Source organism: Pseudomonas sp. RGB (genome assembly GCF_007713445.1).
Taxonomy (GTDB): Bacteria; Pseudomonadota; Gammaproteobacteria; order Pseudomonadales; family Pseudomonadaceae; genus Aquipseudomonas.
On sequence record NZ_VMSH01000001.1, the window covers coordinates 244718 to 267117 of the forward strand.

The following is a 22400-nucleotide window of genomic DNA, read 5'->3' on the forward strand; positions in this document are numbered from 1 at the left end:
GTCATGAGCAACACGCGTATTGCCTTTATCGGCGCCGGTAACATGGCGGCCAGCCTGATCGGCGGCCTGCGGGCCAAGGGCCTGCAAGCCCAGCAGATAAGCGCCAGCGACCCGGGCGCCGACACCCGCGCCCGCGTCAGCAGCGAGCATGGCATTGAAACCTTTGCTGACAACGCCGAGGCCATCCAGGGCGTCGACGTGATCGTGCTGGCGGTGAAACCGCAGGCCATGAAGGCCGTGTGCGAAAGCCTGCGCCCGAGCCTGCAGCCACACCAACTGGTGGTCTCCATCGCCGCCGGCATCACCTGCGCCAGCATGAACAACTGGCTCGGTGAACAGCCAATCGTGCGCTGCATGCCCAACACCCCGGCGCTGCTACGCAAGGGCGTGAGCGGCCTGTACGCCACCGCCGAAGTGACGGCCGAGCAACGCGATCAGGCGCAAGAACTGCTGTCCGCCGTCGGCATCGCCGTGTGGCTGGAGCAAGAGCAGCAACTGGACGCGGTTACCGCCGTGTCCGGCAGCGGCCCGGCGTACTTCTTTCTGTTGATCGAAGCCATGACCGCCGCCGGCGTGAAGCTGGGCCTGCCCCACGAAGTGGCTGAGCAACTGGCTGAGCAAACCGCCTTGGGCGCCGCGAACATGGCCGTCGACAGCGACGTGGACGCCGCCGAACTGCGCCGCCGCGTAACGTCGCCGGGTGGCACCACGCAAGCGGCGATTGAATCGTTCCAGGCCGGCGGCTTTGAAGCCCTGGTGGAAAAAGCCCTGGGTGCCGCGGCACATCGTTCGGCCGAGATGGCCGAGCAACTGGGCAAATAGTCGTCCCCTGCAACTGGACCCGATAGGAAACAAACATGCTCGGAATCAATGACGCTGCCATTTTCATCATCCAGACCTTGGGCAGCCTGTACCTGCTGATCGTGCTGATGCGCTTTATCCTGCAACTGGTGCGGGCGAACTTCTACAACCCGCTCTGCCAGTTCGTGGTGAAAGCCACCCAACCGCTGCTCAAACCGCTGCGCCGCGTAATCCCAAGCCTGTTCGGCCTGGACATGTCGTCGCTGGTGCTGGCGCTGCTGCTGCAGATTTTGCTGTTTATGGTGATCCTGATGCTCAACGGCTATCAGGCGTTCACCCCGCTGCTGTTGCCATGGGGCCTGATCGGTATCTTCTCGCTGTTTTTGAAGATCATCTTCTGGTCGATGATCATCAGCGTGATCCTCTCGTGGGTCGCACCCGGCAGCCGTAGCCCTGGCGCGGAGCTGGTGGCCCAGATCACCGAGCCGGTGCTGGCGCCGTTCCGTCGGTTGATCCCGAACCTGGGCGGCCTGGATATCTCGCCGATCTTCGCGTTTATCGCGATCCAGCTGCTGCAAAGCTGGGTGATCCCGCGCCTGGCCTACTACGCGTTCATGCCTAAAGAACTGTTCGGCCTGATTTGAAACGCGGATAAGTGTGGGAGCGGGCTTGCTCGCGAATGCAGTCGATCAGTCGATATTTTCGCTGACTGACACACCGTATTCGCAAGCAAGCCCGCTCCCACATTTTGTATCCGCGTACTGAATTGACTCCGTGCAGGCCTTTGCTTGCCGCTGGGTGCAGCGGTCTTTAGACTTACGCCTCATTTAAACGAGAGCAGGGTCGATGCCAGCTGCCTTCCCCCCCGATTCTGTTGGACTGGTCGTGCCCCAAGTGGCGCACTTCAGCGAACCGCTGGCCCTGGCCTGCGGCCGTTCGCTGCCGGCCTATGACCTGATCTACGAAACCTACGGCCAACTGAACGCCACGGCGAGCAACGCCGTGCTGATCTGCCACGCCCTGTCCGGCCATCATCACGCCGCCGGCTTCCACAGTGCCGACGAGCGCAAGCCTGGCTGGTGGGACAGCTGCATCGGCCCCGGCAAGCCCATCGACACCAACAAATTCTTTGTGGTCAGCCTGAACAACCTCGGCGGCTGCAACGGTTCCACCGGCCCGAGCAGCCTCAACCCGGAAACCGGCAAACCGTTCGGCGCGGATTTCCCGGTGCTGACCGTGGAAGACTGGGTGCACAGCCAGGCGCGTCTGGCTGACCTGCTGGGCATCGGCCAATGGGCCGCGGTGATCGGCGGCAGCCTGGGCGGCATGCAAGCGCTGCAATGGACCATCACCTACCCGGACCGCGTGCGCCATTGCCTGGCCATCGCCTCGGCGCCGAAACTGTCGGCGCAGAACATCGCCTTCAACGAAGTGGCACGCCAGGCCATCCTCACCGACCCCGAGTTCCACGGCGGTTCGTTCCAGGAAGCAGGCGTGATCCCCAAGCGTGGCTTGATGCTCGCGCGGATGGTCGGGCACATCACTTACCTGTCCGATGACTCCATGGGCGAAAAATTCGGCCGTGGCCTCAAGAGCGAAAAGCTCAACTACGACTTCCACAGCGTCGAGTTCCAGGTCGAAAGTTACCTGCGCTATCAGGGCGAAGAGTTTTCCGGGCGTTTCGACGCCAACACTTACCTGCTGATGACCAAGGCGCTGGACTACTTCGACCCGGCCGCCAACTTCAACGACGACCTGGCGAAAACCTTTGAGGGCGCCACCGCCAAGTTCTGCGTGATGTCGTTCACCACCGACTGGCGCTTCTCGCCGGCCCGCTCCCGTGAACTGGTGGACGCGCTGATGGCCGCCAAGAAAGATGTCTGCTACCTGGAGATCGATGCTCCGCAAGGCCATGACGCCTTCCTGATTCCGATCCCGCGCTACCTGCAGGCTTTCAGCAATTACATGAACCGCATAACTCTGTGAGAACGCCATGAGAGCCGACCTGGAAATCATCCAAGACTGGATCCCCGCCGGCAGCCGCGTGCTCGACCTCGGTTGCGGTGATGGCGAACTGCTGAGCTGGCTGCGCGACAACAAGCAAGTCACCGGCTACGGCCTGGAAAATGACCCGGACAACATTGCCCAGTGCGTGGCCAAGGGCATCAACGTGATCGAGCAGGACCTGGACAAGGGCCTGGGCAACTTTGCCAGCAACAGCTTCGACATCGTGGTGATGACCCAGGCCCTGCAAGCCGTGCACTACCCGGACCGCATTCTCGACGAAATGCTGCGTGTGGGCCGCCAATGCATCATCACCTTTCCCAACTTCGGCCACTGGCGCTGCCGTTGGTACCTGGCCACCAAGGGCCGGATGCCGGTGTCGGACTTCCTGCCGTACACGTGGTACAACACCCCTAACATCCACTTCTGCACCTTCGAAGACTTCGAAGCCTTGTGCGGAGAGCGTGAGGCCAAAGTCATCAACCGCCTTGCCGTCGATCAACAGCATCGCCACGGCTGGGCGAGTAAGCTATGGCCCAATCTGTTGGGCGAAATCGGGATCTACCGCGTCAGCAGTCCTGGCCTCACAGACCATCAAATTGCCGTCTAACCATTTTCAAGGAGGACGAACATGAGTCGTTTGGCTGTATTTCTACTCACCGCGTGCCTGGGCGTCAGCGCCATGGCGGCGGATGCCATCGATGGTAATCGCCAGAAAGAGTTCGGCGATATCACGGTGCATTACAACACTCTGACCACAAGCTTCCTGACGCCGGAAATGGCTCAGGAAGCCGGGATCGTACGCAGCAAAGAGCTGGGCATGATCAATGTGTTTGTGAACAAGGGCGTCGAACCGATCGACGCAACCGTCACCGGCACGATCAAAGACCTGGGCGGCAAGAGCGAGATGCTCACGTTCAAGAAAATCATCCAGAACGGCTCCACGCTGTACGTTGCCCAGTACGCGGTGCCACAGCAGGAAACCAAGATTTTCACCATCAATGTTGAAACCGGCGGCAAAGCCCACGGCTTCCAATTCAACCAAGAACTGTTTCCGGCCGACTGATGAACCTCACACAACTCGTACTGGCCAGCCATAACGCCGGCAAACTCAAAGAGCTCCAGGCGATGCTCGGTGATTCCGTGCAACTGCGCTCGATCGGCGAGTTCAGCCAGGTCGAGCCGGAAGAAACCGGCCTGTCGTTTGTCGAAAACGCGATCCTCAAGGCCCGCAACGCCGCGCGTATCTCCGGTTTGCCGGCGTTGGCGGATGATTCGGGCCTGGCGGTGGACTTTCTGGGCGGAGCGCCTGGCATTTACTCGGCGCGGTATGCCGACGGCAAAGGCGACGCGGCCAACAACGCCAAGTTGCTGGACGCCCTCAAGGACGTGCCGGACGCGATGCGCGGCGCGCAGTTCGTCTGTGTGCTGGCGCTGGTGCGGCATGCCGATGACCCGCTGCCGATCCTCTGCGAAGGCCTGTGGCACGGGCGCATCCTGCATGCGGCCAGTGGCGAGCACGGGTTTGGCTACGATCCGCTGTTCTGGGTGCCGGAGCGTAATGTTTCCAGCGCCGAACTGAGCCCGGCCGACAAGAACCAGATCAGCCACCGCGCCCGCGCAATGGATTTGCTGCGCCAACGCCTGAGCCTGAAATGACCCAGAACACCTCCGCGCAGCCGCTGATCCACGGCGGCGCGCAAACGCCTCGGGCGGCCCTGCCGCACCTGCCGCCCTTGGCGCTGTACATCCACATTCCGTGGTGTGTGCGCAAATGCCCGTATTGCGACTTCAACTCCCACACCGCCAGCAAGGTGCTGCCGGAAGAAGAGTATGTAGACGCGTTGCTGGCTGACCTTGATCAAGACCTGCACGCGGTTTACGGCCGTGAACTCAACTCGATCTTCTTCGGTGGCGGCACGCCCAGCCTGTTCAGCGCCGCTGCACTGGGCCGTTTGCTCAAGGGCGTGGAAGCACGCATCCCGTTTGCCGGCGACATCGAAATCACCCTGGAAGCCAACCCCGGGACCTTCGAGCAAGAGAAGTTCGTGGCCTACCGCGCGCTGGGCATCAATCGCCTGTCCATCGGCATCCAGAGTTTCCAGCAGGAGAAGCTCGAAGCCCTGGGCCGCATTCACAACGGTGACGAAGCCGTGCGCGCCGCCGGCATGGCGCGCCAGGCCGGGTTTGATAACTTCAACCTGGACCTGATGCATGGCTTGCCCGATCAAACCCTGGACGACGCCCTGAGCGACTTGCGCCAGGCCATCGCCCTCAAGCCGACGCACTTGTCGTGGTACCAGCTGACCCTGGAACCCAACACCGTGTTCTGGAACCAGCCGCCCGTGCTGCCGGAAGACGACACGCTGTGGGACATTCAGGAGGCCGGTCAGGCGCTGCTGGCCGAACACGGTTACGCGCAATATGAAGTCTCGGCGTATGCACAACCGGGCCGCCCGGCGCGGCACAATCTGAATTACTGGAGCTTTGGCGATTTTATCGGCATCGGCGCCGGCGCCCATGGCAAGCTCAGCCACCCGGACGGGCGCATCGTGCGCACCTGGAAGACGCGAGCACCCAAGGACTACCTTAACCCGGCCAAAAGCTTTCAGGCCGGGGCGAAAGAACTGACCCATGAAGAGCTTCCATTCGAGTTCCTCATGAACGCGCTGCGGCTCACCGAAGGCGTCGACGCCAGGCTCTACGCCGAACGCACCGGCCTTGATCTGGCGAGCCTTGACGAGGGCCGCCGTGAGGCAGAACAAAGTGGCTTAATGCAGGTCGAACCGTCACGCCTGGCGGCGACTGACCGCGGGCAACTCTTTCTCAATGACCTGCTGCAGAAGTTTTTGAGCTGACGCTCTAAGGAATTCGAATGGATTTGGTACTCGACCTGCTCGCCACCGTATCCCGCTGGAGCCGTAGCAACCTGTCGGAAATCTCTCTGGCTCTTGTCGGCTGCTTGCTGGTGTTGTTCGGCGCCGATATCAAAGGCTGGGTCGAGGCCCGCCTGGGCAGTATCGCGGGCGCATTGCGCGTCCCCTTGATGGCGCTGGTGTGCATGATCGGCAGCGGTGCGGCGTTGATCTACGCCACGCCATGGATTGTGCGGGGGTTGAGCCAGTTCAATAACTACAGCCTGGCGCCGGTGCTGGTGGTGGTGCTGGTGTTGATTGGGGTTGTGGCAGACCGTCGCTGAACCCGAACCCAATACAAAACCAAATGTGGGAGCTGGCTTGCCTGCGATGCACACACCTCGGTGTATCAGTGATACCCAGGTGATGCTATCGCAGGCAAGCCAGCTCCCACATTGGATTGCATTTCAGATGTGCAGCTAATTAAGCCAGCTTCTCGAACTTCAAATCCCAAACCCCATGCCCCAACCGCTCGCCGCGGCGCTCAAACTTGGTGATCGGACGCTCAGCCGGGCGTGGCACGCATTTGCCGTCTTCGGCCAGGTTGCGATAGCCAGGGGCGACGTTCATCACTTCCAGCATGTACTCGGCGTACGGTTCCCAGTCGGTCGCCATGTGCAGGATGCCACCGACTTTAAGCTTGCTGCGCACCAGCTCCGCGAACGAAGCTTGCACGATGCGACGCTTGTGGTGACGGGCTTTGTGCCACGGGTCCGGGAAGAACAGCATCAGGCGATCGAGGCTGTTGTCGGCGATGCAGCGGTTGAGCACTTCAATCGCGTCGCAGTCGTAGACCCGCAGGTTGGTCAGGCCTTGGGTCAGCACGCCGTTGAGCAACGCGCCGACACCCGGACGGTGTACTTCCACACCGATGAAGTCCTGCTCCGGCGAGGCCGCGGCCATTTCCAGCAAGGAGTGACCCATGCCGAAACCGATTTCCAGGGAGCGCGGGGCCGAACGGCCAAACACCTGGTCGTAGTCCACTGGCGCGTCGGCCAATGGCAAGACGAACAGCGGCGTGCCCTGCTCCAGGCCCTTTTGCTGGCCTTCGGTCATACGGCCCGCGCGCATCACAAAGCTCTTGATGCGGCGGTGCTTGGACTCGTCGCCCTCTTCCACGGTGTTCGGCGTTTCGTTTGATTCAGTCATCAATAGCTCTTACTTGATCAGACCATCCAGCGGCGAAGAGGCGCTGGCATAGAGTTTTTTCGGCATACGGCCGGCGAGGTAGGCCAGGCGGCCCGCGACGATCGCATGGTTCATGGCTTGCGCCATCATGATCGGCTGCTGGGCATGCGCGATGGCCGAGTTCATCAGCACCGCATCGCAACCCAGCTCCATGGCAATGGTAGCGTCGGAGGCCGTGCCTACGCCCGCGTCCACCAGCACCGGAATCTTGGCTTCTTCGAGGATGATCTGCAGGTTGTACGGGTTGCAGATACCCAGGCCGGAACCGATCAGACCGGCCAGCGGCATCACCGCAATGCAGCCGATTTCTGCCAGCTGGCGGGCAATGATCGGGTCATCGCTGGTGTAAACCATTACGTCGAAGCCTTCCTTGACCAGCGTTTCGGCGGCTTTCAGGGTTTCGATCACGTTGGGGAACAGGGTCTTCTGGTCGGCCAGCACTTCCAGCTTCACCAGGTTGTGGCCGTCGAGCAGCTCACGGGCCAGGCGGCACGTGCGCACCGCTTCAATCGCGTCGTAGCACCCGGCGGTGTTCGGCAAGAAGGTGTAGCGGTCCGGCGACAGCACTTCGAGCAGGTTCGGCTCGCCCTCGATCTGCCCGAGGTTGGTGCGGCGCACGGCGAAGGTAACGATCTCGGCGCCCGAGGCTTCGATGGCCAGGCGGGTTTCTTCCATGTCGCGGTACTTGCCGGTGCCGACCAGCAGACGGGACTGGTAGGTACGACCGGCCAGAACGAAGGGCTTGTCGCTACGAACGATGCTCATGGGAAATCCTCGAGGTGGGATGAGGTTCTGCAGAATGCGGGTTGGCGCGCTGGCGCGCCGGGCGACTAGCCGCCGCCGATGGCATGGACCACTTCGACCTGATCACCTTCGGTGAGCGCGGTCTCGGCGTGCAGGCTACGCGGGACGATATCCAGGTTGAGCTCCACTGCGACGCGACGCCCGGTCAAGTCCAGACGGGTCAGCAGGGCCGCAACGGTTTCACCGTCGGGCAGTTCAAAGGATTCGCCATTCAACTGAATGCGCATGCCACGGGCCGCCATCGTTTTTAGGGGCCAGCATTCTAGCCCGATTGGCGTTGTCGGCCCAAGCCCCTCGGTCAGATGACCTGCAGGCGCCATGCGGTCAGGCCAAGAAAGAACCAGCCCAACAGGAATGCCAGCCCGCCAAACGGCGTAATGATGCCGAGTTTGCTGATGCCGGTCAGGGTCAGCGCATACAAGCTGCCGGAAAACAGCAGGATACCGACGGTAAACGAGATGCCCGCCCAGCTGACCAGCCGGCCAGGAATGTGCGCGGCCAGCAGCGCCACGCCGAACAGCGCCAGGGCGTGCACCAGTTGGTACGTCACGCCGGTATGGAAGATCGCCAGGTACTCGGCGCTCAAGCGGTTTTTCAGGGCATGAGCCGCAAAAGCACCGAGGGCAACGCCGGTGAAGCCGAAAAAGGCAGCCAGCATCAGAAAGCTACGCAGCATGAGGAACTCCAGTCAGACTCAAAGGGCCGGGTCTGTATAATGGCCCGCTCAACGGGTTCGGCCAAGCCATCTCTATGCTGCGTCTCCTCTTCAAGCGTTTTCTCAAAGTCGTGAAATGGTTTGCCATCGGCAGTGTGCTGCTGGTGTTGCTGTTTCGTGTCGTGCCGCCACCGTTCACCGCATTGATGGTGGAGCGCAAGGTCGAGTCATGGGTCGACGGCGAGCCGATTGACCTGCAACGCACGTGGGTGGCGTGGGACGAGATCTCCGACGACCTTAAAGTGGCGGTGATGGCCGGTGAAGACCAGCGCTTCCCGCAGCATTGGGGCTTCGACTTTGACGCGATTCAAGCGGCGCTGCTGCACAACGAACGCGGCGGCTCGATTCGCGGCGCCAGCACGCTGAGCCAGCAAGTGTCGAAAAACCTGTTTCTGTGGACCGGCCGCAGCTATTTGCGCAAAGGCCTGGAGGCCTGGTTTACCGCGCTGACTGAGGTGCTGTGGCCCAAGCAGCGAATTCTTGAGGTGTACCTCAACAGCGTCGAATGGGATGAAGGTGTGTTTGGCGCCGAAGCGGCAGCTCGGCATCACTTTGGCGTGAGCGCCAAGGGGCTTTCCCGTCAGCAGGCTAGTTACTTGGCGGCGGTGTTGCCCAACCCTCGGGTGTGGAGCGCCAGTCATCCAACCGCCTATGTGGCGCGACGGGCGGCGTGGATTCGCCAGCAGATGAGCCAGTTGGGTGGCGATAGTTATCTGGTCGAACTGAACAATTCGCGCAAGGCACCCTGGGCTGACTGACACAACACAACCCCTGTGGGAGCTGGCTTGCCTGCGATAGCGGAATGTCAGTTTGCAGAGAGGCTGGCTGACAGGGCCTCATCGCAGGCAAGCCAGCTCCCACAGAGAACCACACTGGATATAGGATTTTCGACTCCAAACAAAAATGCCCCGATCTTTCGATCGGGGCATTTTTTTGCCTGTTCGCAGCGTTTAGGCGGCGATGGACAGTTTCAGCTTGTTCATCGCGCTTTTCTCAAGCTGACGAATCCGCTCGGCCGACACGTTGTACTTCTGCGCCAGGTCGTGCAGCGTGGCTTTTTCTTCTGCCAGCCAGCGCTGGTAGAGGATGTCACGGCTACGGTCGTCCAACACTTCCAGCGCTTCGTGCAGGTTGTGGTTGGAATTGTCGCTCCAGTCGGCATCTTCCAGTTGACGCGCCGGGTCGTACCGGTGGTCTTCCAGGTAGTTGGCCGGCGACTGGAAGGCGCTGTCGTCGTCCGCTTCGGCGGCCGGGTCGAACGCCATGTCATGGCCGGTCAGGCGGCTTTCCATCTCGCGCACTTCACGGGGCTCCACACCGAGGCTTTCGGCCACACGGTGGACTTCCTCGTTATTCAGCCACGCCAAGCGTTTCTTCTGGCTGCGCAGGTTGAAAAACAGTTTGCGCTGGGCCTTGGTGGTCGCGACTTTCACGATGCGCCAGTTGCGCAGGATGAACTCGTGAATTTCCGCCTTGATCCAGTGCACAGCAAACGACACCAGACGCACACCCATTTCAGGGTTGAAGCGTTTTACAGCCTTCATCAGGCCAACGTTGCCTTCCTGGATCAGGTCAGCCTGGGCCAGACCGTAGCCGCTATAGCTACGGGCGATATGTACGACAAAACGCAGGTGGGCGAGCACCATCTGCCGAGCCGCCCCCAAATCCTGCTCATAGTAGAGACTCTCGGCCAGTTCACGCTCCTGCTCGGGCGTCAGCAAAGGAATGCTGTTGACCGTGTGCACATAGGCCTCCAGGTTCGCACCCGGGACCAGAGCATAAGCAGGTTGCAAAGAAGTGGTCATACGAAAAAACCTCCGACTCACATAACTCGTGCAGTTCAGCACTGCGAAAATTGACCGGGAACCGTAGGACAAGTTCCCTAAACCACTGATACGGTCAATACAAACGAAACCACATTAATCTGACATTAACTACTTCGGCGCCAGCTCACGTAAGTGACGAGCGACCGCAATCCACGCACCGATATACCCCAACAATACCGCGCCAAGCAAGAGTGACAGGCCATCGGCGACCGGCACGCCGGCCAGGGCAAAATCGCTGCCGTACAAGCCGGCAAGCCCGACTACCGCGTCGTTCAGCCAGTCAAGGCCAAAAGCCAGCACGCCCCAGGACAAAATCCCGGCACCAAAGCCATAAAGCGCGCCCATGTACAGAAAAGGACGACGCACATAGCTGTCCGTGCCGCCGACCAGTTTAATCACTTCTATCTCGGTGCGACGGTTTTCAATATGAAGACGAATGGTATTACCTATCACCAAAAGTAATGCAGACACCAACAACACCGTCAGGCCGAACACAAAGCGGTCACCCAGCTTGAGGATCGCGGCAAGGCGCTCTACCCAGACTAGATCAAGTTGCGCCTGTTGTACCTTCGGCATCTCTGCGAGTTTTTGCCGCAAGGCCTCCAGCGCCGGCTTGTCGACTTCATTAGGCGTCACCAGCACCACGCCCGGCAACGGGTTTTGCGGCAACTCTTTAAGCGCCTCACCCAGGCCGGATTGCTGCTGAAACTCCTCAAGCGCCTGGTCGCGGCTGATGTACTCGGCGTCCGCCACACCTGGCAGGTTCTTGATATCGTCGCGCAAGTTCTCACCGTCTTTGGCGCTGGCGTCGAGGTTCAGGTACAGCGAAATCTGCGCCGCACGCTGCCAGGAACCACCCAGGCGCTCGACATTATTAAGCAGCAGCGACAAACCCATCGGCAGGCTCAGCGCCACGGCCATCACCAGGCAGGTGAAAAAGCTGCCGATGGGCTGCTTGCCCAGACGGCGCAGGCTGTCGAGCAGGCTGGCGCGATGGCTTTCGATCCAGGCGCGCAGCAACGTGCTGAAATCCGGGCCATCGTCTTCGTCGCGTTTTTTCTTCTGCGGCTGCGGGTCGGCGGCTTTAGGCGCCACACGCTCGGACACTTTAGGGCTGCGTGTTGCACTCATACGCCGGCCTCCCCATCGCCGATCAGGCGGCCGCGTTGCAGGGTCAGCATGCGGTGGCGCATGCGCGCGATCAGCGCCAGGTCGTGACTGGCGATCAGCACGCTGGTGCCCAGGCGATTGATATCTTCGAATACACCCATGATCTCGGCCGCCAGGCGCGGGTCGAGGTTACCGGTAGGTTCGTCCGCCAACAGCAAGGCCGGGCGGTGAACAATGGCGCGGGCGATGCCGACGCGCTGTTGCTGGCCGGTGGACAGGTCGCCCGGATACAGGTCGGTCTTGTCCGACAGCGCCACGCGCTCAAGGGCCGAGTCCACCCGCTTGACGATTTCGGCCTTGGACAGCCCGAGAATTTGCAACGGCAGCGCAATGTTGTTGAACACGGTGCGATCAAACAGCAACTGGTGATTCTGGAACACCACGCCAATCTGACGGCGCAGGAACGGAATCTGTGCATTGCTGATGGTGGCCAGATCCTGGCCCGCCAGCAGCAACTTGCCGGTGGTCGGGCGCTCCATGGCCAGCAGCAGTCGCAGCAGCGTACTTTTGCCCGCGCCCGAATGACCGGTTACAAACAAGAATTCGCCGCGACGCACTCGAAAGCTCAGCTCATGCAAGCCCACATGCCCGTTGGCGTAGCGTTTACCGACCTGTTCGAATCGAATCATGAACGCTCCCGCTCGGCGAAAAGTGCCTGTACAAAGGGTTCGGCTTCAAAGGTGCGCAGGTCGTCGATGCCTTCACCGACGCCGATGTAACGAATCGGCAACCCGAACTGTTTGGCCAGGGCGAAGATCACGCCGCCCTTGGCCGTGCCGTCGAGCTTAGTCAATGCCAGGCCGGTGAGTTGCACCGTCTGGTTGAATTGTTTGGCCTGGCTGATGGCGTTCTGGCCGGTGCCGGCGTCAAGCACCAGCAACACTTCGTGCGGCGCATCGGCATCGAGCTTGCTGATGACGCGGCGGACCTTTTTCAACTCTTCCATCAAGTTGTCTTTGGTGTGCAGACGACCGGCGGTATCGGCAATCAATACGTCGATGTTACGGGCCTTGGCGGCTTGCACGGCATCGAAGATGACGGACGCGGAGTCGGCGCCGGTGTGCTGGGCGATGACCGGAATCTTGTTGCGCTCACCCCAAACCTGCAGCTGCTCCACGGCGGCGGCGCGGAAGGTGTCGCCAGCGGCGAGCATGACTTTCTTGCCTTCCGACTGCAGCTTCTTGGCCAACTTGCCGATGGTAGTGGTTTTGCCGGCGCCGTTGACACCGACCACCAGAATCACGAACGGCTTGTTCGGCGTGATCACCAGCGGCGCTTCCACGGGTTTGAGCATCGCAGCCAGCTCAGCCTGCAGCGATTTGTAGAGCGCGTCTGCGTCGGTCAGCTGTTTGCGCGCAACCTTCTGGGTCAGGCTCTGGATGATCACCGCAGTGGCTTCGACGCCCACGTCGGCGGTCAACAGGCGGGTTTCGATATCTTCCAGCAACTCGTCATCAATGACCTTCTTGCCCAGGAACAGGCTGGCCATGCCTTCGCCGATGCTCGCGCTGGTTTTGCTCAGACCCTGCTTGAGGCGGGCAAAGAAGCCGGTTTTGCTGGTTTCAGCGGCAGGAGCGACCGGCTCCGGTGCAACGGGTGGCTCGATCACGGCAGGCGCGGCAACGACGACAGGAGCTGGCGCTGGCTCAACCACTGCCGGCGCAGGCGTTTGGATGACGGCTGGCGCCTCGACCACAACGGCCACCGGCTCGGCCACGACCGGAATCGGCGGCGTCACGTGCTCAGCCTGCACATCCTCGACCAGTGCCACAGGCTCCTCGGCAACCGGCAGCTCAAGCCACGGCTTGTGTTCAGGCTCAGGCTCGGGTTCCGGCACCTCCTCAACCACCGGCTGCAACACCGGCTCGGCCATCGGCAACACCACCGGCGCCGGGATTTCAGCGACCGGTTCGGCGTCAACTATAGGTTCGGGAATCGGCTCAGGCTGAACCTGTGGCTGTTCGACGACGGTTTCCTGCGGCTTTTTGCGCAGCCATCCGAACAGGCCTTTTTTCTCGCCAGCCGCAGCTGGGCTCTTCTTGTCGTCGTTGGAACCAAACATGGAGGACGGCTATCTCAAAGTAGCGATGCGCCAGGGCGCCTCGGTAAATAAATTCGATGCAGAACAGACTGCTTTAACGCTCGCTTGTTCATGCGCAACATTCTGCAAGGCGTAAATAAAGGCCTCAACAAATCGTTTCAATAAAGGACTGAAGCGATAAAATCGGCGAAAAGTGGAAGATCATCGGGGAAAACCACCCTCTATTCCAACATTTCTACGACTGGATCCGGGACAAGATGGCCGCCGCAGTGGCCGTCCCTAAATCGGATCAGTATCCTAGCACCTCCTCGCCCGCCGACGCTAAGACCAAGCGGGCAGCCCAACAGGTTTAAAAACGAATGAATGCTCTAGCCCGCCGCGCTGCAGGCCTGCTGCTCAGCACAGTTTGTCTGCCCCTTTCAGCCTTGGCTGCCGACCCACAACCCACCCACGAATTCACTCTGGATAACGGCCTCAAAGTGGTCGTGCGCGAAGATCATCGCGCGCCGGTGGTGGTTTCACAGGTTTGGTACAAGGTTGGTTCGAGCTATGAAACACCCGGCCAGACCGGGTTGTCCCACGCCCTGGAACACATGATGTTCAAGGGCAGTGCCAAAGTCGGCCCCGGCGAAGCCTCGCTGATCCTGCGCGACCTGGGCGCCGAAGAAAACGCCTTCACCAGCGACGACTACACCGCCTACTACCAAGTGCTGGCCCGTGACCGCCTGGGTGTTGCCTTCGAGCTGGAAGCCGACCGCATGGCCAGCCTGCGCCTGCCGGCCGACGAGTTCAGCCGCGAGATCGAGGTGATCAAGGAAGAGCGCCGCCTGCGCACCGACGATAACCCGATGTCCAAGGCCTACGAGCGCTTCAAGGCCATGGCCTACCCGGCCAGCGGCTACCACACGCCGACCATCGGCTGGATGGCGGACCTGGAACGCATGAAAGTCGAAGAGCTGCGTCACTGGTACCAATCCTGGTATGTGCCGAACAACGCCACGCTGGTGGTGGTCGGTGATGTGACCCCGGATGAGGTCAAGAACCTTGCCCAGCGTTATTTCGGCCCTATCCCCAAGCGTGACGTTCCGCCGGCCAAGATCCCGCTGGAACTCGCCGAACCCGGCGAACGCCTGCTGACGATGCACGTGCAGACCCAACTGCCGAGCGTGATCCTTGGTTTCAACGTGCCGGGCCTGGCCACCGCCGAAGACAAACGCTCGGTACAAGCCCTGCGCCTGCTCTCGGCCCTGCTCGACGGCGGCTACAGCGCGCGTATCTCGGAGCAACTGGAGCGCGGTGAAGAGTTGGTGTCCGCCGCCTCGACCAGCTACGACGCCTACACCCGGGGTGACAGCCTGTTCACCCTGACGGCCACGCCGAACCAGCAGAAGAAAAAGACCATTGCCCAAGCCGAAGCCGGCCTGTGGCGCCTGCTGGACGAGTTGAAAGCCAAGCCGCCGACCAGCGAAGAACTGGAGCGTATCCGCGCTCAAGTGATTGCCGGCGTGGTTTACCAGCGCGACTCCATCACCAGCCAGGCAACGGCTATCGGCTCCCTGGAAACCGTCGGCCTGTCCTGGAAACTGATGGACACCGAACTGGCCGACCTGCAAAGCGTGACGCCGGAAGATATCCAGAAAGCCGCACAGACTTATTTCACCCGCGAGCGTTTGAGCGTCGCCCATGTTTTGCCTGAGGAGACCGCTCATGAGTGATCGTAAAAGCAGCCGCCTGATCTTTCCTGGCCTGGTCGTCGTCACCCTGATCGCCGCCAGTGCCGTGTACTTCCTGCGCCCAAGCGAATCCGTCGCCAGCCAGGCCCTGGATAAAGCTGAATCGGCGAACAAACTGCAATCGCTGGCGGAACTGGACGGCAAGGCGCCGACCAACCGCAAGCTCGACGTGCAAACCTGGACCACCGCTGAAGGCGCCAAGGTGCTGTTCGTCGAAGCCCACGAATTGCCGATGTTCGACATGCGCATCCTGTTCGCCGCCGGCAGCAGCCAGGACGGCGACACGCCCGGCCTGGCACTGCTGACCAATGCGATGCTCAACGAAGGTGTACCGGGCAAGGATGTCAGCCAGATCGCCAGCGGCTTTGAAGGCCTGGGCGCCGACTTCGGCAATGGTGCTTACCGCGACATGGCGCTGGTTTCGCTGCGCAGCCTGAGCGACAGCGACAAGCGCGACGCGGCCCTGGCGCTGTTCGACGATGTGATCGGCAAGCCGACCTTTCCTGCCGATTCCCTGGCGCGGATCAAAAACCAGATCCTCGCAGGCTTTGAATACCAGAAGCAGAACCCGGCCAAGCTGGCCAGCCTTGAGCTGTTCAAGCGCCTGTACGGTGACCATCCTTACGCCCACCCAAGCGAAGGTACGCCCGACAGCATTGCGAAGATTAACCTCGCGCAATTGCAGGCGTTCCACGCCAAGGCGTACGCGGCGGGCAATGCGGTGATTGCAGTGGTCGGTGACCTGACGCGTGCCGAGGCCGAAGCCATGACGGCCAAGGTCTCCGCGTCGTTGCCTAAAGGCCCGGCCCTGGCGAAGATCGCCCAGCCGAGCGAACCGCAAGCCGGCCTGAGCCATATCGAATTCCCGTCCAAGCAGACCCACCTGCTGTTCGCGCAATTGGGCATCGACCGCGCCGATCCGGACTACGCGGCCTTGTCGCTGGGCAACCAGATTCTGGGCGGCGGTGGTTTCGGCACCCGCTTGATGAGCGAAGTGCGTGAAAAACGCGGCCTGACCTACGGTGTGTACTCCGGCTTCTCGCCGATGCAGGTGCGCGGCCCATTCATGATCAACCTGCAGACCCGCGCCGAAATGAGCGGCGGCACATTACGCCTGGTTGAAGACGTGCTGGCCGACTACCTCAAGACCGGCCCGACGCAAAAGGAACTGGACGACGCCAAGCGTGAGCTGGCCGGCAGCTTCCCACTGTCCACCGCGAGCAACGCCGATATCGTCGGACAGCTGGGCGCCATGGGTTTCTACAACCTGCCGCTGAGCTATCTTGAGGATTTCATGAAACAATCCCAGGCCCTGACCGTAGAGCAGGTCAAGGCTGCAATGAATAAACACTTGAGCGCCGACAAGATGGTCATCGTGACCGCCGGCCCGACGATTGCGCAAAAGCCACTACCGCCCCCCACTGATAAACCTGCCGAGCAGCCGCTCGGGGTTCCGGAGCATTAATGGCCAGTTCATCTCGCCCAAAAAAACCCGTCCACAACGTGCATAACGGTGTGGGCCAACTGCGCATCATTGGCGGTGAATGGGGCAGCCGCAAGCTGAGCTTCCCCGACGTCGTAGGCCTGCGCCCGACGCCGGATCGCGTGCGTGAAACCCTGTTCAACTGGCTTGCGCCGTACATCGGCGGCGCCAAGGTGCTGGACCCGTTCGCCGGCAGCGGCGCGCTGTTCCTGGAGGCGCTGTCCCGTGGCGCGGCCCAGGGTCAGGCGCTGGACGCCAGCAATGTGGCGGTGTCCAGCCTCAAGGAACACCTGGGCACCCTGCGCTGCACCACCGGCCAGGTCCAGACCGCCGACGCGCTGCGCTACCTGGAAACCCAGGCGGCGACTGAATACGACGTGGTGTTTCTCGACCCGCCGTTCAATCAGAACCTGTTGCCGACCGTGTGTGCGCTGCTGGAAGAGCGTCAGTGGCTGGCGGCGGATGCGTGGATCTACACTGAAAGTGAAACCGCGCCGTCTACCCTCGGCCTGCCGGGCGCCTGGCGCCTGCACCGCGAGCAGAAGTCTGGCCGGGTGTATTACGCGTTGTGGCACCGCCTGGTCGAAAGCGCCGCCTGATATGTGGCGAGCGGGCTTGCCCCGCGTTGGGCTGCGCAGCGGCCCCAAAACAGTCACCGCATTCACTCTGTCGGATCGCGGTGACTGAGCCAGGGCTGCTGCGCAGCCCAACGCAGGGCAAGCCTGCTTGCCACGTGAAGCCTCGCTTGCCACAACAAGCCTGCTCGCCACAGAGATGTCCATGACCCCTTCCGTCGACCTGTTCAAACCCGCTTTCGGCCTCGGCAACCCCCACCTGCAAACGCTGTGGGGGCCGTTGTGGCGTCCCACCACGCATATCCAACGCCAACGCGAACGCTTGTGGCTGGACGACGGCGACTTCCTCGATCTTGACTGGCATGGCCCCCATGACGCGCAAGCGCCATTGGTGCTGGTGCTGCACGGGCTGACCGGCTCGTCCAATTCGCCCTACGTGGCCGGCTTGCAAAAAGTCCTCGCCGCCCAGGGCTGGGCAAGCGCCGCGTTGAACTGGCGCGGGTGCTCGGGTGAGCCCAACCTGCTGGCGCGCAGTTACCACTCGGGCGCCAGCGAAGACCTGGCAGCAGCGATTGCGCATCTGCGCGCCAAGCGACCGTTGGCGCCGCTGTATGCAGTGGGTTATTCGCTGGGCGGCAATGTGCTGCTCAAGCACTTGGGCGAAACCGGCGAAGCGTCGGGGCTGCATGGCGCGGCCGCGGTGTCGGTGCCGTTTCGCCTGGATCAGTGTGCAGATCGCATCGGGCTGGGGTTTTCGCGGGTGTATCAGAAGCACTTTATGCGCGAGATGCTGGCGTATATCCGCGTCAAGCAACGGCGCTTTTTACAGGATGGCCAAGCTGACGGGCTGAAAACCCTCGAGGCACTGGGCTCGCTGGAGAAGATGCGCACGTTTTGGGACTTCGACGGGCGGGTGACGGCGCCGCTGCACGGTTTCCTCAGCGCCGAGGACTATTACCGTCGCGCGTCGAGCCGGTATTACTTGGGTGACATTCGCACACCCACTCTGATCATCCACGCCGCCGATGACCCGTTTGTGTTCGCCCACAGCCTGCCGGAGGCCAGCGAACTGTCGGACTGCACCGAGCTTGAGCTGCTGGCCAAGGGTGGGCATGTGGGGTTTGTCGATGGTTCTCTCAGACGCCCGAGCTACTACCTCGAACGCCGAATCCCGCAATGGCTACTGACACAACGCGGTTAAAAAATGTGGGAGCGGGCTTGCTCGCGAAGGCGGTGTATCAGTCACAAATCTATCGACTGACACTCTGCATTCGCGAGCAAGCCCGCTCCCACATTTTGATTGGGTTTGCAGGGCTGGCGGCTTAGTCGCCGGTTGCGATTTGCCGCGCCGGATCGGTAATCCACTCGCTCCACGACCCCGCATACAGCTTGCCCAACGGGTAACCCGCCAAGCTCAGCGCAAACAGGTTGTGGCACGCCGTCACGCCAGAACCGCAATACGCCACCAACTCTTCCGGCGAACGGCCCTTCAACTGCGCAGCGAAACGCTGCTTGAGCTGCTCAGCTGGCAGGAAGCGACCGTCACTGCCCAGGTTTTCGCTGAACGCCGCACATTGGGCGCCGGGAATATGCCCGGCAATCGGGTCGATAGGCTCCACGTCGCCGCGAAAACGCGCTTGGGCGCGGGCATCGATCAAGGTCATGCCCGGTTCGCCCAAGCGTTTTTGCAGGTGCTCGGCGTCCAGCACGAGGTGATTGTCCGGGGTGCCGGCAAACGTCCCCGGCTCAACCACGGGCGCGTCCAGGCTCAGCGGGAAGCCGGCCGAGTGCCAGGCCTTGAGGCCTGCGTCCAGAATAAACACGCCATCGCGTTTGCCCAGCCAGGCCAGCAGCCACCACGCGCGGGCGGCATAGGCGCCGGGGCCGTCGTCATACAGCACGATGTCCGTGTCGGCATTGATGCCCCAGGCCCGCAGTTGCGCGGCCAAGGTGTCCGCCGCCGGCAACGGATGACGCCCGGTCACGCCCTTTGTCACCGCACCGCTGAGGTGGCGCTCCAGGTCGGCATATTGCGCACCTTCGATATGCCCTTCGGCGTAGCTGCAAAGCCCGTAGTCCGGATCTTCCAGGGCAAAGCGGCAATCCAGGATCACCAGCCCGGCCGCCTTCTGGCGCTCGGCGAGTTGCTGGGGGCTGATCAGTTGGGCAAGCGGCATGACGGACTCCTGTGAACAGATTCGGGAAAGGTCCTACTTCACTTCTTCCAGTGCCTGGTTCAACGGCACGTAAAACTCTTTGAACAAGGCGTCTACCGCCTCTTTGGCCTGGGGCGTGACAAACCCCGCCTCCAGCACCAGCACCTGGTACACCCCACGCTTGATCGCCTCGGCGCTCAAGTGGGCGGAATTTTCATTGGTGGTGCACAGAAATCGCACCCACGAGGTGAGGATGATCCAGGCATTGAGGGTCAGCGCCTCGGTTTGCACCGGGTCCATATTGAGGATGCCGGCATCGACAAACCCTTGATAGATGGCGCCGCCCTGGATCAGGCAACGCTGGGAAAAGCGCCGGTAGCCGGTGGCCAGTTCCGGGTCGCTTTCCAGCAGGTGTTCCAGGTCGCGGTGCAGGAAGCGATAGCGCCACATGCCCGCCAGCACGGCCTGCAGGTAAAAACGCTTGTCTTCGACGGTGACGGCGCGGCCTTGGGGCGGGCGCAGGAAACTGTCCACGAGGGCTTCGTATTCGCGAAACAGCACGGCGATGATCGCCTGCTTGTTGGGGAAGTGGTAGTACAGGTTGCCCGGGGAAATTTCCATGTGGGCGGCAATGTGGTTGGTGCTGACACTGCGCTCGCCCTGCTGGTTAAAAAGCTCCAGGCTGGTTTGCACAATGCGCTCGCTGGTCTTTACTCGTGGTGCCATAGGGGATCAGCTTCTAAACACGTGATGGGGCATCTTACGGCCTATCCTTGTCTGGATAAATCCGCATGTTGCTGCAATGATATTTGACAATTTAGAGCAATGACTCTAAAAATCCAGGCAGACCTATAACAATCGGGAACTGCGCCATGTCTGCCAACGTTGCCTACCTGCAAGATTCCCAGGCGCTGGATCAACTCCAGGACCTGTTCGACGCACAGCGTCGCGCCTATGCCGCCAACCCGATGCCACCGGCGGCGCAGCGCCAACAATGGCTCAAGGCATTGCGCGATGTGCTCAGCGACGAACGCCAGGCCCTGATCGACGCGATCAGCCAGGACTTCAGCCACCGCAGCGCAGACGAAACCCTGTTCGCCGAGTTGATGCCGAGCCTGCATGGCATTCACTACGCCAGCAAACACCTCAAAGGCTGGATGAAACCTTCCCGCCGCGCTGTAGGCATCGCCTTCCAACCGGCATCCGCCAAGGTCATCTATCAACCACTGGGCGTGGTCGGCGTGATCGTGCCGTGGAACTACCCGTTGTATTTGGCCATCGGCCCGTTGGTCGGCGCGTTGGCGGCCGGTAACCGGGTGATGCTCAAGCTCAGCGAATCCACGCCCGCTACGGGTGAACTGCTCAAGGCGCTGCTGGCGAAAATCTTCCCCGAGGATCTGGTGTGCGTGGTGCTGGGCGAAGCCGAAGTGGGCATGGCGTTTTCCAAATTGCGCTTCGATCACCTGCTGTTCACCGGCGCCACCAGCATCGGCAAACACGTGATGCGCGCGGCTGCCGAGCACCTCACGCCGGTCACGCTGGAGTTGGGCGGCAAGTCACCCGCGATTGTCTCGGCCGATGTGCCACTCAAGGACGCCGCCGAGCGTATCGCCTTCGGCAAATGCCTGAATGCCGGGCAAACCTGCGTGGCGCCGGACTACGTGCTGGTGCCCGAAGATCGCATCGAGGGGTTCGTCGAGGCTTACAGCAAGGCAGTTCGCGGGTTTTACCCGACCCTGACCGACAACCCGGACTACACCGCCATCATTAATGATCGGCAACAGGCCAGGCTGAATGCCTACGTCAAAGACGCCACCGAGAAAGGCGCCACCCTGATCACCTTGTACGACCAAGGCCAGGCACGGCGCATGTCCCATAGCCTGTTGCTGAATGTCAGCGATGAAATGACTGTGATGCAGGACGAAATCTTCGGCCCGGTGCTGCCGATCGTGCCGTATCGCGGCATTGATCAGGCCTTTGCCTACGTCAACCAGCGCCCTCGTCCGCTGGCCCTGTATTACTTCGGCTACAACAAGGGCGAGCAGAACCGCGTGCTGCATGAAACCCACTCCGGCGGCGTGTGCCTGAACGACACCCTGCTGCATGTGGCTCAGGATGACATGCCCTTCGGCGGCATCGGACCTTCCGGCATGGGCCACTACCACGGCCACGAAGGGTTCCTCACATTCAGCAAGGCCAAGGGCGTGCTGGTGAAACAGCGCCTGAACGCGGCGAAATTGATCTACCCGCCCTATGGCAAGTCGATCCAGAAGTTGATTCAGAAGTTGTTTGTGCGCTGATTCCGCCACTCTCGGGACAACAATAATAATGAACCCTAGCCTGACTGAAACACCTGCGCTGTCGCGGCGCGGCGTCTTGAAAATCGGCCTGTGTGCCAGCGCGTTCCTGGCCACTGCCGGGCTGGGCGCCAGCCTCAGCGGGTGCTCCAGCAGCACCCCGGCCAGCGGCTTTGCAATGCTGCGCAGCAGTGACTTGCCGTTCTTGCGCGCGGTGATCCCGGTGCTGCTCGAGGGCGTGGCCAGCGCCCAGGACGTGGTCGCCGGGATTGAAGACACCCTGAAAAAACTCGACTACAGCCTGCAGCACCTGTCGCCGGAGATGTTCAAGCTTACCCAGCAACTGTTCGACGTGCTGGGCATGGGCATCACCCGTGGCCCGCTGACGGGGATCTGGGGCAGTTGGGAAAATGCCAGCAGTGAACAGATCCGCAACTTCCTGCACCGCTGGGAAAACAGCTACCTGAACCTGCTGCGCATGGGCCAGGGTTCGTTGCTCAAGCTGGTGATCATGGCCTGGTACTTCCGCCCGCAATCCTGGGCCCATTGCGGCTACCCCGGCCCGCCGAAGATTTAGGCCTGACAACCTGATTAGAAAATGTGGGAGCTGGCTTGCCTGCGATGGCGGTGTATCAGCGATGAATTGATCGGCAGGCAAACCGCTAACGCTGGCAAGCCAGCTCCCACACTGA

25 protein-coding genes are annotated in these 22400 nt (G+C 61.4%); 15 read left to right on the forward strand and 10 right to left on the reverse strand.

Annotated features, from left to right (window positions below; all coding sequences use genetic code 11):
* Positions 1 to 3: 3 nt before the first annotated feature.
* The 8 genes from proC (at position 4) to FPT15_RS01165 (ending at position 6004) form a co-directional block, all read left to right on the forward strand.
* A complete protein-coding gene (proC, locus tag FPT15_RS01130) occupies positions 4 to 822 on the forward strand; it encodes a pyrroline-5-carboxylate reductase (RefSeq protein ID WP_145157730.1) in 819 nt (272 codons plus the stop codon).
* Between the two features lie 35 nt (positions 823 to 857).
* Positions 858 to 1445: a YggT family protein gene (locus tag FPT15_RS01135; protein ID WP_145157732.1), complete on the forward strand. Its 588-nt coding sequence runs from the start codon at positions 858 to 860 to the stop codon at positions 1443 to 1445.
* Positions 1446 to 1647: 202 nt separating this feature from the next.
* Entirely contained in the window at positions 1648 to 2787 is a 1140-nt protein-coding gene (locus FPT15_RS01140) for a homoserine O-acetyltransferase (RefSeq protein WP_145157735.1), read from the forward strand.
* Positions 2788 to 2794: 7 nt separating this feature from the next.
* Positions 2795 to 3415: a methionine biosynthesis protein MetW gene (metW, locus tag FPT15_RS01145; RefSeq protein ID WP_003213768.1), complete on the forward strand. Its 621-nt coding sequence runs from the start codon at positions 2795 to 2797 to the stop codon at positions 3413 to 3415.
* Between the two features lie 21 nt (positions 3416 to 3436).
* A complete protein-coding gene (locus FPT15_RS01150; RefSeq protein ID WP_106575685.1) occupies positions 3437 to 3871 on the forward strand; it encodes a DUF4426 domain-containing protein in 435 nt (144 codons plus the stop codon).
* Positions 3868 to 4464, forward strand: coding sequence for an RdgB/HAM1 family non-canonical purine NTP pyrophosphatase (rdgB, locus tag FPT15_RS01155; protein WP_049711104.1), 597 nt, complete (start codon positions 3868 to 3870; stop codon positions 4462 to 4464). The genes FPT15_RS01150 and rdgB overlap by 4 nt, the downstream gene beginning before the upstream one ends.
* Entirely contained in the window at positions 4461 to 5663 is a 1203-nt protein-coding gene (hemW, locus tag FPT15_RS01160; protein ID WP_145157738.1) for a radical SAM family heme chaperone HemW, read from the forward strand. Before rdgB ends, hemW begins: the two co-directional genes overlap by 4 nt.
* A gap of 17 nt (positions 5664 to 5680) precedes the next feature.
* A complete protein-coding gene (locus FPT15_RS01165) occupies positions 5681 to 6004 on the forward strand; it encodes a DUF3392 domain-containing protein (RefSeq protein ID WP_016972961.1) in 324 nt (107 codons plus the stop codon).
* A 139-nt stretch (positions 6005 to 6143) separates the two neighbouring features.
* Here FPT15_RS01165 and trmB read toward each other — a convergent pair whose 3' ends face one another.
* The 4 genes from trmB to FPT15_RS01185 form a co-directional block, all read right to left on the reverse strand.
* Positions 6144 to 6869 (reverse strand): tRNA (guanosine(46)-N7)-methyltransferase TrmB, encoded by a 726-nt coding sequence (trmB, locus tag FPT15_RS01170; RefSeq protein WP_060753471.1) that lies wholly within the window; start codon positions 6867 to 6869, stop codon positions 6144 to 6146.
* A gap of 9 nt (positions 6870 to 6878) precedes the next feature.
* A complete protein-coding gene (locus FPT15_RS01175) occupies positions 6879 to 7673 on the reverse strand; it encodes a thiazole synthase (protein ID WP_017530960.1) in 795 nt (264 codons plus the stop codon).
* Between the two features lie 65 nt (positions 7674 to 7738).
* Positions 7739 to 7939: a sulfur carrier protein ThiS gene (thiS, locus tag FPT15_RS01180; RefSeq protein ID WP_015886354.1), complete on the reverse strand. Its 201-nt coding sequence runs from the start codon at positions 7937 to 7939 to the stop codon at positions 7739 to 7741.
* A 71-nt stretch (positions 7940 to 8010) separates the two neighbouring features.
* Positions 8011 to 8388, reverse strand: a complete 378-nt coding sequence (locus FPT15_RS01185) for a DUF423 domain-containing protein (protein WP_106575688.1) — start codon at positions 8386 to 8388, stop codon at positions 8011 to 8013.
* Between the two features lie 74 nt (positions 8389 to 8462).
* Between FPT15_RS01185 and mtgA the strand changes: the two genes are divergently transcribed.
* A complete protein-coding gene (mtgA, locus tag FPT15_RS01190; RefSeq protein WP_145157741.1) occupies positions 8463 to 9185 on the forward strand; it encodes a monofunctional biosynthetic peptidoglycan transglycosylase in 723 nt (240 codons plus the stop codon).
* A gap of 192 nt (positions 9186 to 9377) precedes the next feature.
* Here mtgA and rpoH read toward each other — a convergent pair whose 3' ends face one another.
* The 4 genes from rpoH to ftsY form a co-directional block, all read right to left on the reverse strand.
* Positions 9378 to 10232: an RNA polymerase sigma factor RpoH gene (gene rpoH / locus FPT15_RS01195; RefSeq protein WP_003176698.1), complete on the reverse strand. Its 855-nt coding sequence runs from the start codon at positions 10230 to 10232 to the stop codon at positions 9378 to 9380.
* A 129-nt stretch (positions 10233 to 10361) separates the two neighbouring features.
* Positions 10362 to 11384 carry a permease-like cell division protein FtsX gene (gene ftsX / locus FPT15_RS01200; RefSeq protein ID WP_145157743.1) on the reverse strand — a complete coding sequence of 341 codons (1023 nt, stop codon included), beginning with the start codon at positions 11382 to 11384 and terminating at the stop codon, positions 10362 to 10364.
* Complete coding sequence (ftsE, locus tag FPT15_RS01205; protein WP_003213784.1) at positions 11381 to 12052, reverse strand: cell division ATP-binding protein FtsE; 672 nt, start codon at positions 12050 to 12052, stop codon at positions 11381 to 11383. The genes ftsX and ftsE overlap by 4 nt, the downstream gene beginning before the upstream one ends.
* A complete protein-coding gene (gene ftsY, locus FPT15_RS01210) occupies positions 12049 to 13485 on the reverse strand; it encodes a signal recognition particle-docking protein FtsY (RefSeq protein WP_145157746.1) in 1437 nt (478 codons plus the stop codon). The genes ftsE and ftsY overlap by 4 nt, the downstream gene beginning before the upstream one ends.
* A gap of 338 nt (positions 13486 to 13823) precedes the next feature.
* On the opposite strand from ftsY, the gene FPT15_RS01215 reads away from it, so the two are divergent.
* From FPT15_RS01215 to FPT15_RS01230, 4 genes are all read left to right on the forward strand, one after another.
* Complete coding sequence (locus FPT15_RS01215; protein ID WP_145157749.1) at positions 13824 to 15179, forward strand: pitrilysin family protein; 1356 nt, start codon at positions 13824 to 13826, stop codon at positions 15177 to 15179.
* Entirely contained in the window at positions 15172 to 16662 is a 1491-nt protein-coding gene (locus FPT15_RS01220; protein ID WP_145157752.1) for a pitrilysin family protein, read from the forward strand. Before FPT15_RS01215 ends, FPT15_RS01220 begins: the two co-directional genes overlap by 8 nt.
* Positions 16662 to 17279, forward strand: a complete 618-nt coding sequence (gene rsmD / locus FPT15_RS01225) for a 16S rRNA (guanine(966)-N(2))-methyltransferase RsmD (protein ID WP_145157754.1) — start codon at positions 16662 to 16664, stop codon at positions 17277 to 17279. The genes FPT15_RS01220 and rsmD overlap by 1 nt, the downstream gene beginning before the upstream one ends.
* A gap of 181 nt (positions 17280 to 17460) precedes the next feature.
* On the forward strand, positions 17461 to 18456 hold the full coding sequence (locus FPT15_RS01230; protein ID WP_145157756.1) for a hydrolase: 996 nt from the start codon (positions 17461 to 17463) through the stop codon (positions 18454 to 18456).
* A 121-nt stretch (positions 18457 to 18577) separates the two neighbouring features.
* Here FPT15_RS01230 and FPT15_RS01235 read toward each other — a convergent pair whose 3' ends face one another.
* Together FPT15_RS01235 and FPT15_RS01240 are read right to left on the reverse strand one after the other, a co-directional pair.
* Positions 18578 to 19432: a sulfurtransferase gene (locus FPT15_RS01235; RefSeq protein WP_145157759.1), complete on the reverse strand. Its 855-nt coding sequence runs from the start codon at positions 19430 to 19432 to the stop codon at positions 18578 to 18580.
* A 33-nt stretch (positions 19433 to 19465) separates the two neighbouring features.
* Positions 19466 to 20137 (reverse strand): TetR/AcrR family transcriptional regulator, encoded by a 672-nt coding sequence (locus tag FPT15_RS01240; RefSeq protein ID WP_025859550.1) that lies wholly within the window; start codon positions 20135 to 20137, stop codon positions 19466 to 19468.
* Between the two features lie 146 nt (positions 20138 to 20283).
* On the opposite strand from FPT15_RS01240, the gene FPT15_RS01245 reads away from it, so the two are divergent.
* On the forward strand, positions 20284 to 21711 hold the full coding sequence (locus FPT15_RS01245; RefSeq protein WP_145157762.1) for a coniferyl aldehyde dehydrogenase: 1428 nt from the start codon (positions 20284 to 20286) through the stop codon (positions 21709 to 21711).
* 28 nt (positions 21712 to 21739) lie between these two features.
* Positions 21740 to 22285 (forward strand): twin-arginine translocation pathway signal protein, encoded by a 546-nt coding sequence (locus FPT15_RS01250; protein ID WP_145157765.1) that lies wholly within the window; start codon positions 21740 to 21742, stop codon positions 22283 to 22285.
* Positions 22286 to 22400: the final 115 nt, after the last annotated feature.